Here is a 14,288-nt window from a genome sequence, read left to right as displayed (position 1 = left end):
GTCTCAGATTTAAGGGCAACGCGACAGCGCCCGATTGCGGCAGCGAACAGGCCCCTTGGCTTGAGGTGGATGGCCAGCGTGTTCCCTATGCCGAAGGCGAGGGGCTGTTGTGGGATGACACTTTTCCGCACGAGGTGCTCAATCCCGGCCCCAACCCGCGGCTGGCCCTGCTTTTGGACATTCGTCGCCCGGTCACCCGGTTGCGCCAGAAAATCGCGTTTCGGGCGATCATGCGCGGTGGGCAGCTGTATAGCTGGATCAATGAGGGGCGGATGCGCGCGGCCTGAGGCGCACGCCCCCCTTGATCCTGCCGGGATGTTCGTGCATCTTGGGGCAAAGCCTTTGGGGGGGACAGGATGAACAAGCTCTCGATGCTGCTGAAACTGGCAATCGTTCGCGCGCCCGAACCCGTGGCGGCGCTGTGGTTTGCCGGTCGGCGCAAAGTGGTCGATGGCCGCAAGATCGACGCCAAGGCGCAGGCCTTGGGCGAGCTGTTCAACGCGGTGCGGGTGCCGGGCGTGATCCCCACGCTGGAAGACAGCCGCCGCTCGCTGGTGGTGCTGGCAGACAAGTTCGACACCCCGTCCCCCGCGCAGGTCACCAAGCGCGATGTCAGCATCGCGGGCGCAGATGGCCCGCGGCCCGCGCGCGTCTATGACACCCAGCCCCAGGCAAAGGATCGCCCCACGCTGATCTATATCCACGGCGGCGGTTGGGTGCTGGGCGGGCTGGATACCCATGACGGGCTGTGCGGTCAAATCGCGCTCGAGGCGGGGATCCGCGTCATTTCACTCGATTATCGGCTGGCGCCCGAGCATCCCTGGCCCGCCGGGCCGGATGATGTGCTGGCCGCCTATCGGGCCGTGCTGGATGCGCCTGATGACTGGGGCGTCGATCCGGCGCGGCTGGCCGTCAGCGGCGACAGCGCGGGCGGCAACCTGACCGCCGTGCTGATGCATGATCTGGCGGGGCTGGGCCTGCCGATGCCCAAGGCGCAGGTGCTGATCTATCCGGCCGTGGACAGCCGGGGGGAAACGCCCTCCATGACCTCGCTGGCCAAGGCCTATGTTTTGCCGCGCGACCGCATCGACTGGCACATGGATCAATATGTCCCGGCGGTCGAGCAACGCGGCGATCCTCGGGTCTCGCCCATCTTTTCGGACCGGCTGACGGGCCAGCCGCAGGCGCTGATCCTGACCGCCGGGCATGACGCGTTGCGCGATGACGGGGCGATGTATCATCAGGCGCTTGAGGCTGCGGGCGTCACGTCTGATCTGCACGAATACTCGGGGCAGATCCACGGTTTCGTGTCGGCCCGCCGGGCCGTGCCGCAAGGGGCGCAGGCCACCACGCAGATCAGCAACTGGCTGCGTCGGACACTCTGAGCGCTTAATCATCGACCATGGCGCACAGACATGGGGCCGTTATGCCCGCACAGGTTGCGCATCGCGGGGCCGTGGCACTCTGTCGCGCATCCGATGGTTGATTTTCGTAGGCCAAAGGCGGACCCTGAGACCTGAAGTGCCGTGCGGCACATAAGCGCCCCACGGCTTTGCGGCTTCCGATCTGTTTCGGCGGCCCCACGTTGTAGGAGGTCATCATGAAGTCCAGTATTTCCTGTGCCGCGCTGCTTGTCGCTCTGTCGGCGGGGACCGCGCAAGCCACCGGCCCGATTGCCCCGCCGCCGCCTTACGTTCCCGAAATCGTTCCGATGCCCGACCCCGATTGGGGCGGGTTCTATATCGGTGGGTCGGTCGGCCTGTCGCAGGGCGACATGTTCGATATTGGCGGGCCGTATGATCTGGCCGATGACAGTTTCACAGGCTCGATCTTTGCGGGCTATCGCTGGTGTCGCGTAGCCCTTAATTGTGAGATGAGAAATCCAACGAAATCAACGGCCTTGCTTTGCCCTTAAATATGATATTTTGCCTTTAAATCCGATATTTTTGCCCTTAAACCTGAGACAGGGTTCGCAGCTTCGTGTGGCAAATATTGATGGATGATGATCGCGAAGACTTCGTTGCCGCTGGTGCTGAGGAGGCGCGCAGGGCGGCCGTTCTGCGTCCGCTTGTTCAGGCATATCTCAAAGGAACTGGCAGTCTGGAAAGTGGCATCAATGACGCCGTTTGGGAGCTTGGTGTCAGCAGGGCGACTGTCTGGCGCTGGATAAAGCGTCTGGCCGAAGAGGGTGGGCGCACCAGCGCGCTGGCTTCTCGGAAACGGGGCCGCCCGACTGGTACAACCTTGATATCCGGCAAGGTGGAAGCGGTGATCGAAGAACATCTTCGCCGTTATTTCTTACGGCGGGAACGCCCAAGCCTGTCGCGCATCGTGACAGAAATCCGAAGCGCGTGCTGGCAGCAGGGCTTGCAACCGCCGACACGTCGGACGGTTCAGCGCAGGCTGGATGCAATGGATGCCCGTGAAATTGCCAAGGCACGCGAAGGCGCAAAGGCGGCCCGCCAGAAATTTGCGCCGGTCGTAGGCGACAACAAGGCAAACCGGCCACTGGAGGTCGTGCAAATCGACCATACGCCTGCGGACATCATTCTCGTCGACAGTTTTGAACGCAAACCAATTGGGCGGCCTTGGGTCACGCTGGCGATCGACGTCGCAACGCGGATGGTGACCGGATATTACACCTCTCTCGAGGCACCTTCGCGTCTGTCGGTGGCGCTTTGCCTGACACAGGCTGTGGCCCCCAAGGCGGAACTTCTGGCGGAATTGGTGCGCAATGTTCCTTGGCCCGCGCAGGGTAAACCGCATAGCATCCACGTCGATAACGGGCGCGATTTCCGGTCGCATGCCTTTCGGTCGGCATGTGCAGAATGGGGGATCGATCTGGTCTATCGGCCGCCAGGCAGTCCTCATTTCGGAGGGCACATCGAACGATTGATCGGCACGATGATGGGGGCCGTGCACCTGTTGCCTGGAACAACGCAATCCTCGGTCGTGGCCAAGGGCGACTATGACGCCGAGGGCATGGCCACGATGACCTTAAGCGACTTCGATCGCTGGTTTGCTCTGGAAATCTGCCGCTACAACAACAGCATTCATTCAAGTCTTGGCTGCACGCCCGTTGCCAAATGGGAGGCGCTCTCAGAGCAAATGATGGGCGATATCCCCTTCGAGATTGAAGCCTTTCGGGTGAGCTTTCTGCCAAGTGAACTGCGCAAGGTCAGGCGTGACGGCATCCATCTGTTCCAGATACGGTACTGGTCCGATGCGCTTGCAGGCCACATCGGGCGCGGGGATGGAAAGGTGGTCGTCCGCTACGACCCTCGCGACCTCTCGGTGATCTGGGTCGAACTGGATAATGACCGATACGTCGAAGCTCGGTACCGAAACCTGGAAATTCCGCCTGTGTCGCTCTGGGAATATCGCGAAGCCATGAGGAATGCCCGTGCCCTTGGCAAGTCCGGGTCCAATGAGCTGGTCCTGGCTGAGCTGATCCGACAGCAACGCCAAATCGAGTCTGAAAGCCGGAGCCTGACGAGGGCCGAACGCCGATCCCGTGAAAGAAAAGGGACATTGGAGGGCGCCAACTCGGCCGTCTCAACAACCGAAGGGCTGCGCGCGATCGATACGGGTGATACATCGCGCCCATTGTTCAAGGTGGAGAGATGGTGAATTGAGGGCAGGAAAAACAGAGGAAGACGGTCGGATCACCCTCATTCAATCGGATATCTGGATTGGCTTTCCGCGGGCCGAACAAGTTCTGGACCGTTTGCAGTGTATGATCGAAGCGCCAAGGCAAACCCGTATGCCTGGCCTTCTTGTGCATGGCGCGTCCGGGATCGGAAAGACGATGATCGCCCGCAATCTTTCGCGCAGATATGCACCGGAATATGACCCAGCATCGGGAATTACGCGAACGCCGCTGTTACTGTTACAAGCACCACCAGCTCCCGACGAACGACGGTTCTATCTGCACATCCTGGCGACCGTCGGGGCACCGGCCACGGCACTGAGCGCGCGCGCTCAAAATGTGGCCTCCCTCGAAGTCCGTGTCGTCGCGCTCTTGCGCGACCTTGGCCTGCGGATGATCATGATCGACGAAGTCCACAACCTCTTGGCCGGGACCCACCGCGAACAGCGCCGCTTTCTCAATGTTCTGCGGTATCTCAGCAATGAACTCGAAGTGTCGCTGGTCTGCCTGGGGGTCAGCGAGGCCGTCGATGCCATCCGTGGTGATATCCAGCTTGCCAGGCGGCTGGACGAACATCACCTTCCAAACTGGCGCGACGACGCCGAGTTCTCGGACATGATCCAGACACTCATCGCGGCAATGCCCCTCGAGAAGAAATCCAATCTGAAGGTCAAGTCACTAAAGCAGATACTTGCGCTGACCGGCGGGGTGACCTCGCGCATCTTCGCCCTGATCAAGGATCTTTCCATCGACGCCATTGTCACAGGTGATGAATGCATCACCGATGACGCAATCGCAAAATGGACGCCGGTTTGGTCGCGCCATGCGAACCCCCATCGGCGGCTCGAGAAGTCCGGGGTGTGAAGCCGCACCCGCTGCCCAAGACTGTCGCGCCGCTGCCCGACGAGTTGTTGTCAGGTTGGTTGTCTAGGCTGGCGGCGGCCAACTACTGTGATGATGCGGAACTACTGGCTCATCTCAGAATCGATACCGCGCATGGCACCGCCTTGAACTTCAACGTCGACGCGGCTGCGGCGGCGAAGATTGCCAACGCCGCACGGATTGACCCAGATGTTGTGCGATCTTTGACCTTCCCAGCAATGACGACACGAGAAGCCTCGCTGACGGCCCAGATACCATTCCAGCATTGCCTGCAATGTTCCAGAGAGGGCCTTTCGCTCAAGCATTGGAGGCGAGCCTGGGCATTCGACTGCCAGGTTTGTGGGACGAGACTTGTGCCGACGCTCGGCAAGGCCAGTGGCGAACAGATGCCCGAAAAGCTGATAAATCGTGCGCGCAACGGCGCCGCGCGGCTTGAATACGCCGCGCGATTACGCAGCTCCAAGCAATTTCGGCGCGCAATGCGCGCGGTCACCTTTGCCATATCATTAAAGGCCTTCCGCGGAGATCCGTTATACGCTCTTCAGGGCCACAGGCTGGAAGTAAGGCTGTTTGGCCTTGCTGCAATTGATGCAGCCCAATCCCGTCCACTGGTCAAAGCGGCCATCTCAAGCTCCGGCATCGACGACTATGCAAGGGTTGCTCTATTGCGCGCCTTCGATAAGGAGCCACGTCTGCTTGCCGCGGTTGTTTACATCGCCCGGCAGCGCGCGAAAAGCATAGGCGCGATGGCAGTGGAATCTCATAATTAAGGGCAAAAAATATCCCCGAACGCGTCGTGTCTCAGATTTAAGGGCAACGCGACAGCGCCCGATTGCGGCAGCGAACAGGCCCCTTGGCTTGAGGTGGATGGCCAGCGTGTTCCCTATGCCGAAGGCGAGGGGCTGTTGTGGGATGACACTTTTCCGCACGAGGTGCTCAATCCCGGCCCCAACCCGCGGCTGGCCCTGCTTTTGGACATTCGTCGCCCGGTCACCCGGTTGCGCCAGAAAATCGCGTTTCGGGCGATCATGCGCGGTGGGCAGCTGTATAGCTGGATCAATGAGGGGCGGATGCGCGCGGCCTGAGGCGCACGCCCCCCTTGATCCTGCCGGGATGTTCGTGCATCTTGGGGCAAAGCCTTTGGGGGGGACAGGATGAACAAGCTCTCGATGCTGCTGAAACTGGCAATCGTTCGCGCGCCCGAACCCGTGGCGGCGCTGTGGTTTGCCGGTCGGCGCAAAGTGGTCGATGGCCGCAAGATCGACGCCAAGGCGCAGGCCTTGGGCGAGCTGTTCAACGCGGTGCGGGTGCCGGGCGTGATCCCCACGCTGGAAGACAGCCGCCGCTCGCTGGTGGTGCTGGCAGACAAGTTCGACACCCCGTCCCCCGCGCAGGTCACCAAGCGCGATGTCAGCATCGCGGGCGCAGATGGCCCGCGGCCCGCGCGCGTCTATGACACCCAGCCCCAGGCAAAGGATCGCCCCACGCTGATCTATATCCACGGCGGCGGTTGGGTGCTGGGCGGGCTGGATACCCATGACGGGCTGTGCGGTCAAATCGCGCTCGAGGCGGGGATCCGCGTCATTTCACTCGATTATCGGCTGGCGCCCGAGCATCCCTGGCCCGCCGGGCCGGATGATGTGCTGGCCGCCTATCGGGCCGTGCTGGATGCGCCTGATGACTGGGGCGTCGATCCGGCGCGGCTGGCCGTCAGCGGCGACAGCGCGGGCGGCAACCTGACCGCCGTGCTGATGCATGATCTGGCGGGGCTGGGCCTGCCGATGCCCAAGGCGCAGGTGCTGATCTATCCGGCCGTGGACAGCCGGGGGGAAACGCCCTCCATGACCTCGCTGGCCAAGGCCTATGTTTTGCCGCGCGACCGCATCGACTGGCACATGGATCAATATGTCCCGGCGGTCGAGCAACGCGGCGATCCTCGGGTCTCGCCCATCTTTTCGGACCGGCTGACGGGCCAGCCGCAGGCGCTGATCCTGACCGCCGGGCATGACGCGTTGCGCGATGACGGGGCGATGTATCATCAGGCGCTTGAGGCTGCGGGCGTCACGTCTGATCTGCACGAATACTCGGGGCAGATCCACGGTTTCGTGTCGGCCCGCCGGGCCGTGCCGCAAGGGGCGCAGGCCACCACGCAGATCAGCAACTGGCTGCGTCGGACACTCTGAGCGCTTAATCATCGACCATGGCGCACAGACATGGGGCCGTTATGCCCGCACAGGTTGCGCATCGCGGGGCCGTGGCACTCTGTCGCGCATCCGATGGTTGATTTTCGTAGGCCAAAGGCGGACCCTGAGACCTGAAGTGCCGTGCGGCACATAAGCGCCCCACGGCTTTGCGGCTTCCGATCTGTTTCGGCGGCCCCACGTTGTAGGAGGTCATCATGAAGTCCAGTATTTCCTGTGCCGCGCTGCTTGTCGCTCTGTCGGCGGGGACCGCGCAAGCCACCGGCCCGATTGCCCCGCCGCCGCCTTACGTTCCCGAAATCGTTCCGATGCCCGACCCCGATTGGGGCGGGTTCTATATCGGTGGGTCGGTCGGCCTGTCGCAGGGCGACATGTTCGATATTGGCGGGCCGTATGATCTGGCCGATGACAGTTTCACAGGCTCGATCTTTGCGGGCTATCGCTGGTGTCGCGTAGCCCTTAATTGTGAGATGAGAAATCCAACGAAATCAACGGCCTTGCTTTGCCCTTAAATATGATATTTTGCCTTTAAATCCGATATTTTTGCCCTTAAACCTGAGACAGGGTTCGCAGCTTCGTGTGGCAAATATTGATGGATGATGATCGCGAAGACTTCGTTGCCGCTGGTGCTGAGGAGGCGCGCAGGGCGGCCGTTCTGCGTCCGCTTGTTCAGGCATATCTCAAAGGAACTGGCAGTCTGGAAAGTGGCATCAATGACGCCGTTTGGGAGCTTGGTGTCAGCAGGGCGACTGTCTGGCGCTGGATAAAGCGTCTGGCCGAAGAGGGTGGGCGCACCAGCGCGCTGGCTTCTCGGAAACGGGGCCGCCCGACTGGTACAACCTTGATATCCGGCAAGGTGGAAGCGGTGATCGAAGAACATCTTCGCCGTTATTTCTTACGGCGGGAACGCCCAAGCCTGTCGCGCATCGTGACAGAAATCCGAAGCGCGTGCTGGCAGCAGGGCTTGCAACCGCCGACACGTCGGACGGTTCAGCGCAGGCTGGATGCAATGGATGCCCGTGAAATTGCCAAGGCACGCGAAGGCGCAAAGGCGGCCCGCCAGAAATTTGCGCCGGTCGTAGGCGACAACAAGGCAAACCGGCCACTGGAGGTCGTGCAAATCGACCATACGCCTGCGGACATCATTCTCGTCGACAGTTTTGAACGCAAACCAATTGGGCGGCCTTGGGTCACGCTGGCGATCGACGTCGCAACGCGGATGGTGACCGGATATTACACCTCTCTCGAGGCACCTTCGCGTCTGTCGGTGGCGCTTTGCCTGACACAGGCTGTGGCCCCCAAGGCGGAACTTCTGGCGGAATTGGTGCGCAATGTTCCTTGGCCCGCGCAGGGTAAACCGCATAGCATCCACGTCGATAACGGGCGCGATTTCCGGTCGCATGCCTTTCGGTCGGCATGTGCAGAATGGGGGATCGATCTGGTCTATCGGCCGCCAGGCAGTCCTCATTTCGGAGGGCACATCGAACGATTGATCGGCACGATGATGGGGGCCGTGCACCTGTTGCCTGGAACAACGCAATCCTCGGTCGTGGCCAAGGGCGACTATGACGCCGAGGGCATGGCCACGATGACCTTAAGCGACTTCGATCGCTGGTTTGCTCTGGAAATCTGCCGCTACAACAACAGCATTCATTCAAGTCTTGGCTGCACGCCCGTTGCCAAATGGGAGGCGCTCTCAGAGCAAATGATGGGCGATATCCCCTTCGAGATTGAAGCCTTTCGGGTGAGCTTTCTGCCAAGTGAACTGCGCAAGGTCAGGCGTGACGGCATCCATCTGTTCCAGATACGGTACTGGTCCGATGCGCTTGCAGGCCACATCGGGCGCGGGGATGGAAAGGTGGTCGTCCGCTACGACCCTCGCGACCTCTCGGTGATCTGGGTCGAACTGGATAATGACCGATACGTCGAAGCTCGGTACCGAAACCTGGAAATTCCGCCTGTGTCGCTCTGGGAATATCGCGAAGCCATGAGGAATGCCCGTGCCCTTGGCAAGTCCGGGTCCAATGAGCTGGTCCTGGCTGAGCTGATCCGACAGCAACGCCAAATCGAGTCTGAAAGCCGGAGCCTGACGAGGGCCGAACGCCGATCCCGTGAAAGAAAAGGGACATTGGAGGGCGCCAACTCGGCCGTCTCAACAACCGAAGGGCTGCGCGCGATCGATACGGGTGATACATCGCGCCCATTGTTCAAGGTGGAGAGATGGTGAATTGAGGGCAGGAAAAACAGAGGAAGACGGTCGGATCACCCTCATTCAATCGGATATCTGGATTGGCTTTCCGCGGGCCGAACAAGTTCTGGACCGTTTGCAGTGTATGATCGAAGCGCCAAGGCAAACCCGTATGCCTGGCCTTCTTGTGCATGGCGCGTCCGGGATCGGAAAGACGATGATCGCCCGCAATCTTTCGCGCAGATATGCACCGGAATATGACCCAGCATCGGGAATTACGCGAACGCCGCTGTTACTGTTACAAGCACCACCAGCTCCCGACGAACGACGGTTCTATCTGCACATCCTGGCGACCGTCGGGGCACCGGCCACGGCACTGAGCGCGCGCGCTCAAAATGTGGCCTCCCTCGAAGTCCGTGTCGTCGCGCTCTTGCGCGACCTTGGCCTGCGGATGATCATGATCGACGAAGTCCACAACCTCTTGGCCGGGACCCACCGCGAACAGCGCCGCTTTCTCAATGTTCTGCGGTATCTCAGCAATGAACTCGAAGTGTCGCTGGTCTGCCTGGGGGTCAGCGAGGCCGTCGATGCCATCCGTGGTGATATCCAGCTTGCCAGGCGGCTGGACGAACATCACCTTCCAAACTGGCGCGACGACGCCGAGTTCTCGGACATGATCCAGACACTCATCGCGGCAATGCCCCTCGAGAAGAAATCCAATCTGAAGGTCAAGTCACTAAAGCAGATACTTGCGCTGACCGGCGGGGTGACCTCGCGCATCTTCGCCCTGATCAAGGATCTTTCCATCGACGCCATTGTCACAGGTGATGAATGCATCACCGATGACGCAATCGCAAAATGGACGCCGGTTTGGTCGCGCCATGCGAACCCCCATCGGCGGCTCGAGAAGTCCGGGGTGTGAAGCCGCACCCGCTGCCCAAGACTGTCGCGCCGCTGCCCGACGAGTTGTTGTCAGGTTGGTTGTCTAGGCTGGCGGCGGCCAACTACTGTGATGATGCGGAACTACTGGCTCATCTCAGAATCGATACCGCGCATGGCACCGCCTTGAACTTCAACGTCGACGCGGCTGCGGCGGCGAAGATTGCCAACGCCGCACGGATTGACCCAGATGTTGTGCGATCTTTGACCTTCCCAGCAATGACGACACGAGAAGCCTCGCTGACGGCCCAGATACCATTCCAGCATTGCCTGCAATGTTCCAGAGAGGGCCTTTCGCTCAAGCATTGGAGGCGAGCCTGGGCATTCGACTGCCAGGTTTGTGGGACGAGACTTGTGCCGACGCTCGGCAAGGCCAGTGGCGAACAGATGCCCGAAAAGCTGATAAATCGTGCGCGCAACGGCGCCGCGCGGCTTGAATACGCCGCGCGATTACGCAGCTCCAAGCAATTTCGGCGCGCAATGCGCGCGGTCACCTTTGCCATATCATTAAAGGCCTTCCGCGGAGATCCGTTATACGCTCTTCAGGGCCACAGGCTGGAAGTAAGGCTGTTTTGCCTTGCTGCAATTGATGCAGCCCAATCCCGTCCACTGGTCAAAGCGGCCATCTCAAGCTCCGGCATCGACGACTATGCAAGGGTTGCTCTATTGCGCGCCTTCGATAAGGAGCCACGTCTGCTTGCCGCGGTTGTTTACATCGCCCGGCAGCGCGCGAAAAGCATAGGCGCGATGGCAGTGGAATCTCATAATTAAGGGCAAAAAATATCCCCGAACGCGTCGTGTCTCAGATTTAAGGGCAACGCGACAGCGCCCGATTGCGGCAGCGAACAGGCCCCTTGGCTTGAGGTGGATGGCCAGCGTGTTCCCTATGCCGAAGGCGAGGGGCTGTTGTGGGATGACACTTTTCCGCACGAGGTGCTCAATCCCGGCCCCAACCCGCGGCTGGCCCTGCTTTTGGACATTCGTCGCCCGGTCACCCGGTTGCGCCAGAAAATCGCGTTTCGGGCGATCATGCGCGGTGGGCAGCTGTATAGCTGGATCAATGAGGGGCGGATGCGCGCGGCCTGAGGCGCACGCCCCCCTTGATCCTGCCGGGATGTTCGTGCATCTTGGGGCAAAGCCTTTGGGGGGGACAGGATGAACAAGCTCTCGATGCTGCTGAAACTGGCAATCGTTCGCGCGCCCGAACCCGTGGCGGCGCTGTGGTTTGCCGGTCGGCGCAAAGTGGTCGATGGCCGCAAGATCGACGCCAAGGCGCAGGCCTTGGGCGAGCTGTTCAACGCGGTGCGGGTGCCGGGCGTGATCCCCACGCTGGAAGACAGCCGCCGCTCGCTGGTGGTGCTGGCAGACAAGTTCGACACCCCGTCCCCCGCGCAGGTCACCAAGCGCGATGTCAGCATCGCGGGCGCAGATGGCCCGCGGCCCGCGCGCGTCTATGACACCCAGCCCCAGGCAAAGGATCGCCCCACGCTGATCTATATCCACGGCGGCGGTTGGGTGCTGGGCGGGCTGGATACCCATGACGGGCTGTGCGGTCAAATCGCGCTCGAGGCGGGGATCCGCGTCATTTCACTCGATTATCGGCTGGCGCCCGAGCATCCCTGGCCCGCCGGGCCGGATGATGTGCTGGCCGCCTATCGGGCCGTGCTGGATGCGCCTGATGACTGGGGCGTCGATCCGGCGCGGCTGGCCGTCAGCGGCGACAGCGCGGGCGGCAACCTGACCGCCGTGCTGATGCATGATCTGGCGGGGCTGGGCCTGCCGATGCCCAAGGCGCAGGTGCTGATCTATCCGGCCGTGGACAGCCGGGGGGAAACGCCCTCCATGACCTCGCTGGCCAAGGCCTATGTTTTGCCGCGCGACCGCATCGACTGGCACATGGATCAATATGTCCCGGCGGTCGAGCAACGCGGCGATCCTCGGGTCTCGCCCATCTTTTCGGACCGGCTGACGGGCCAGCCGCAGGCGCTGATCCTGACCGCCGGGCATGACGCGTTGCGCGATGACGGGGCGATGTATCATCAGGCGCTTGAGGCTGCGGGCGTCACGTCTGATCTGCACGAATACTCGGGGCAGATCCACGGTTTCGTGTCGGCCCGCCGGGCCGTGCCGCAAGGGGCGCAGGCCACCACGCAGATCAGCAACTGGCTGCGTCGGACACTCTGAGCGCTTAATCATCGACCATGGCGCACAGACATGGGGCCGTTATGCCCGCACAGGTTGCGCATCGCGGGGCCGTGGCACTCTGTCGCGCATCCGATGGTTGATTTTCGTAGGCCAAAGGCGGACCCTGAGACCTGAAGTGCCGTGCGGCACATAAGCGCCCCACGGCTTTGCGGCTTCCGATCTGTTTCGGCGGCCCCACGTTGTAGGAGGTCATCATGAAGTCCAGTATTTCCTGTGCCGCGCTGCTTGTCGCTCTGTCGGCGGGGACCGCGCAAGCCACCGGCCCGATTGCCCCGCCGCCGCCTTACGTTCCCGAAATCGTTCCGATGCCCGACCCCGATTGGGGCGGGTTCTATATCGGTGGGTCGGTCGGCCTGTCGCAGGGCGACATGTTCGATATTGGCGGGCCGTATGATCTGGCCGATGACAGTTTCACAGGCTCGATCTTTGCGGGCTATCGCTGGTGTCGCGTAGCCCTTAATTGTGAGATGAGAAATCCAACGAAATCAACGGCCTTGCTTTGCCCTTAAATATGATATTTTGCCTTTAAATCCGATATTTTTGCCCTTAAACCTGAGACAGGGTTCGCAGCTTCGTGTGGCAAATATTGATGGATGATGATCGCGAAGACTTCGTTGCCGCTGGTGCTGAGGAGGCGCGCAGGGCGGCCGTTCTGCGTCCGCTTGTTCAGGCATATCTCAAAGGAACTGGCAGTCTGGAAAGTGGCATCAATGACGCCGTTTGGGAGCTTGGTGTCAGCAGGGCGACTGTCTGGCGCTGGATAAAGCGTCTGGCCGAAGAGGGTGGGCGCACCAGCGCGCTGGCTTCTCGGAAACGGGGCCGCCCGACTGGTACAACCTTGATATCCGGCAAGGTGGAAGCGGTGATCGAAGAACATCTTCGCCGTTATTTCTTACGGCGGGAACGCCCAAGCCTGTCGCGCATCGTGACAGAAATCCGAAGCGCGTGCTGGCAGCAGGGCTTGCAACCGCCGACACGTCGGACGGTTCAGCGCAGGCTGGATGCAATGGATGCCCGTGAAATTGCCAAGGCACGCGAAGGCGCAAAGGCGGCCCGCCAGAAATTTGCGCCGGTCGTAGGCGACAACAAGGCAAACCGGCCACTGGAGGTCGTGCAAATCGACCATACGCCTGCGGACATCATTCTCGTCGACAGTTTTGAACGCAAACCAATTGGGCGGCCTTGGGTCACGCTGGCGATCGACGTCGCAACGCGGATGGTGACCGGATATTACACCTCTCTCGAGGCACCTTCGCGTCTGTCGGTGGCGCTTTGCCTGACACAGGCTGTGGCCCCCAAGGCGGAACTTCTGGCGGAATTGGTGCGCAATGTTCCTTGGCCCGCGCAGGGTAAACCGCATAGCATCCACGTCGATAACGGGCGCGATTTCCGGTCGCATGCCTTTCGGTCGGCATGTGCAGAATGGGGGATCGATCTGGTCTATCGGCCGCCAGGCAGTCCTCATTTCGGAGGGCACATCGAACGATTGATCGGCACGATGATGGGGGCCGTGCACCTGTTGCCTGGAACAACGCAATCCTCGGTCGTGGCCAAGGGCGACTATGACGCCGAGGGCATGGCCACGATGACCTTAAGCGACTTCGATCGCTGGTTTGCTCTGGAAATCTGCCGCTACAACAACAGCATTCATTCAAGTCTTGGCTGCACGCCCGTTGCCAAATGGGAGGCGCTCTCAGAGCAAATGATGGGCGATATCCCCTTCGAGATTGAAGCCTTTCGGGTGAGCTTTCTGCCAAGTGAACTGCGCAAGGTCAGGCGTGACGGCATCCATCTGTTCCAGATACGGTACTGGTCCGATGCGCTTGCAGGCCACATCGGGCGCGGGGATGGAAAGGTGGTCGTCCGCTACGACCCTCGCGACCTCTCGGTGATCTGGGTCGAACTGGATAATGACCGATACGTCGAAGCTCGGTACCGAAACCTGGAAATTCCGCCTGTGTCGCTCTGGGAATATCGCGAAGCCATGAGGAATGCCCGTGCCCTTGGCAAGTCCGGGTCCAATGAGCTGGTCCTGGCTGAGCTGATCCGACAGCAACGCCAAATCGAGTCTGAAAGCCGGAGCCTGACGAGGGCCGAACGCCGATCCCGTGAAAGAAAAGGGACATTGGAGGGCGCCAACTCGGCCGTCTCAACAACCGAAGGGCTGCGCGCGATCGATACGGGTGATACATCGCGCCCATTGTTCAAGGTGGAGAGATGGTGA

16 protein-coding genes are annotated in these 14,288 nt (G+C 61.1%); all 16 read left to right on the top strand.

All coding sequences use genetic code 11. The features are described 5' to 3' along the window. Positions 1 to 65 precede the first annotated feature (65 nt). The gene (locus ACZ2HM_RS23775; RefSeq protein WP_066769435.1) at positions 66 to 287 is read left to right on the top strand and encodes an aspartyl/asparaginyl beta-hydroxylase domain-containing protein; all 222 of its coding nucleotides are present in this window, start codon (positions 66 to 68) and stop codon (positions 285 to 287) included. Between the two features lie 69 nt (positions 288 to 356). After that, positions 357 to 1,385: an alpha/beta hydrolase gene (locus tag ACZ2HM_RS23770; protein WP_066769428.1), complete on the top strand. Its 1,029-nt coding sequence runs from the start codon at positions 357 to 359 to the stop codon at positions 1,383 to 1,385. A gap of 215 nt (positions 1,386 to 1,600) precedes the next feature. After that, complete coding sequence (locus ACZ2HM_RS23765) at positions 1,601 to 1,915, top strand: hypothetical protein (RefSeq protein WP_066769423.1); 315 nt, start codon at positions 1,601 to 1,603, stop codon at positions 1,913 to 1,915. 80 nt (positions 1,916 to 1,995) lie between these two features. Next, positions 1,996 to 3,630 carry a Mu transposase C-terminal domain-containing protein gene (locus ACZ2HM_RS23760; RefSeq protein ID WP_024099411.1) on the top strand — a complete coding sequence of 545 codons (1,635 nt, stop codon included), beginning with the start codon at positions 1,996 to 1,998 and terminating at the stop codon, positions 3,628 to 3,630. A gap of 1 nt (position 3,631) precedes the next feature. Beyond that, positions 3,632 to 4,513, top strand: coding sequence for a TniB family NTP-binding protein (locus tag ACZ2HM_RS23755; RefSeq protein WP_024099410.1), 882 nt, complete (start codon positions 3,632 to 3,634; stop codon positions 4,511 to 4,513). Next, positions 4,510 to 5,301, top strand: coding sequence for a TniQ family protein (locus tag ACZ2HM_RS23750; RefSeq protein ID WP_008335465.1), 792 nt, complete (start codon positions 4,510 to 4,512; stop codon positions 5,299 to 5,301). Before ACZ2HM_RS23755 ends, ACZ2HM_RS23750 begins: the two co-directional genes overlap by 4 nt. A gap of 93 nt (positions 5,302 to 5,394) precedes the next feature. After that, on the top strand, positions 5,395 to 5,616 hold the full coding sequence (locus ACZ2HM_RS23745) for an aspartyl/asparaginyl beta-hydroxylase domain-containing protein (protein ID WP_066769435.1): 222 nt from the start codon (positions 5,395 to 5,397) through the stop codon (positions 5,614 to 5,616). A gap of 69 nt (positions 5,617 to 5,685) precedes the next feature. Next, entirely contained in the window at positions 5,686 to 6,714 is a 1,029-nt protein-coding gene (locus ACZ2HM_RS23740) for an alpha/beta hydrolase (RefSeq protein WP_066769428.1), read from the top strand. A 215-nt stretch (positions 6,715 to 6,929) separates the two neighbouring features. Continuing rightward, on the top strand, positions 6,930 to 7,244 hold the full coding sequence (locus ACZ2HM_RS23735; RefSeq protein ID WP_066769423.1) for a hypothetical protein: 315 nt from the start codon (positions 6,930 to 6,932) through the stop codon (positions 7,242 to 7,244). A gap of 80 nt (positions 7,245 to 7,324) precedes the next feature. Beyond that, positions 7,325 to 8,959: a Mu transposase C-terminal domain-containing protein gene (locus ACZ2HM_RS23730; RefSeq protein WP_024099411.1), complete on the top strand. Its 1,635-nt coding sequence runs from the start codon at positions 7,325 to 7,327 to the stop codon at positions 8,957 to 8,959. Between the two features lies 1 nt (position 8,960). Continuing rightward, the gene (locus ACZ2HM_RS23725; protein WP_024099410.1) at positions 8,961 to 9,842 is read left to right on the top strand and encodes a TniB family NTP-binding protein; all 882 of its coding nucleotides are present in this window, start codon (positions 8,961 to 8,963) and stop codon (positions 9,840 to 9,842) included. Next, positions 9,839 to 10,630 (top strand): TniQ family protein, encoded by a 792-nt coding sequence (locus ACZ2HM_RS23720; protein WP_470427343.1) that lies wholly within the window; start codon positions 9,839 to 9,841, stop codon positions 10,628 to 10,630. Before ACZ2HM_RS23725 ends, ACZ2HM_RS23720 begins: the two co-directional genes overlap by 4 nt. A 93-nt stretch (positions 10,631 to 10,723) precedes the next feature. Then, entirely contained in the window at positions 10,724 to 10,945 is a 222-nt protein-coding gene (locus ACZ2HM_RS23715) for an aspartyl/asparaginyl beta-hydroxylase domain-containing protein (RefSeq protein ID WP_066769435.1), read from the top strand. Positions 10,946 to 11,014: 69 nt separating this feature from the next. Further along, positions 11,015 to 12,043 carry an alpha/beta hydrolase gene (locus tag ACZ2HM_RS23710; RefSeq protein ID WP_066769428.1) on the top strand — a complete coding sequence of 343 codons (1,029 nt, stop codon included), beginning with the start codon at positions 11,015 to 11,017 and terminating at the stop codon, positions 12,041 to 12,043. Between the two features lie 215 nt (positions 12,044 to 12,258). After that, the gene (locus ACZ2HM_RS23705; protein WP_066769423.1) at positions 12,259 to 12,573 is read left to right on the top strand and encodes a hypothetical protein; all 315 of its coding nucleotides are present in this window, start codon (positions 12,259 to 12,261) and stop codon (positions 12,571 to 12,573) included. An 80-nt stretch (positions 12,574 to 12,653) separates the two neighbouring features. Then, positions 12,654 to 14,288 carry a Mu transposase C-terminal domain-containing protein gene (locus ACZ2HM_RS23700; protein ID WP_024099411.1) on the top strand — a complete coding sequence of 545 codons (1,635 nt, stop codon included), beginning with the start codon at positions 12,654 to 12,656 and terminating at the stop codon, positions 14,286 to 14,288.

Source organism: Sphingobium sp. KKT206, assembly GCF_055640555.1.
This window is presented reverse-complemented; position numbering and strand designations above follow the sequence as displayed.

Bases quoted from the DNA above. Each gene is read 5' to 3' on its own strand.
- ACZ2HM_RS23730 (WP_024099411.1), top strand. From the start codon at position 7,325: ATGGATGATGATCGCGAAGACTTCGTTGCCGCTGGTGCTGAGGAGGCG.
- ACZ2HM_RS23710 (WP_066769428.1), top strand. From the start codon at position 11,015: ATGAACAAGCTCTCGATGCTGCTGAAACTGGCAATCGTTCGCGCGCCC.
- ACZ2HM_RS23770 (WP_066769428.1), top strand. From the start codon at position 357: ATGAACAAGCTCTCGATGCTGCTGAAACTGGCAATCGTTCGCGCGCCC.
- ACZ2HM_RS23740 (WP_066769428.1), top strand. From the start codon at position 5,686: ATGAACAAGCTCTCGATGCTGCTGAAACTGGCAATCGTTCGCGCGCCC.
- ACZ2HM_RS23735 (WP_066769423.1), top strand. From the start codon at position 6,930: ATGAAGTCCAGTATTTCCTGTGCCGCGCTGCTTGTCGCTCTGTCGGCG.
- ACZ2HM_RS23700 (WP_024099411.1), top strand. From the start codon at position 12,654: ATGGATGATGATCGCGAAGACTTCGTTGCCGCTGGTGCTGAGGAGGCG.
- ACZ2HM_RS23765 (WP_066769423.1), top strand. From the start codon at position 1,601: ATGAAGTCCAGTATTTCCTGTGCCGCGCTGCTTGTCGCTCTGTCGGCG.
- ACZ2HM_RS23705 (WP_066769423.1), top strand. From the start codon at position 12,259: ATGAAGTCCAGTATTTCCTGTGCCGCGCTGCTTGTCGCTCTGTCGGCG.
- ACZ2HM_RS23760 (WP_024099411.1), top strand. From the start codon at position 1,996: ATGGATGATGATCGCGAAGACTTCGTTGCCGCTGGTGCTGAGGAGGCG.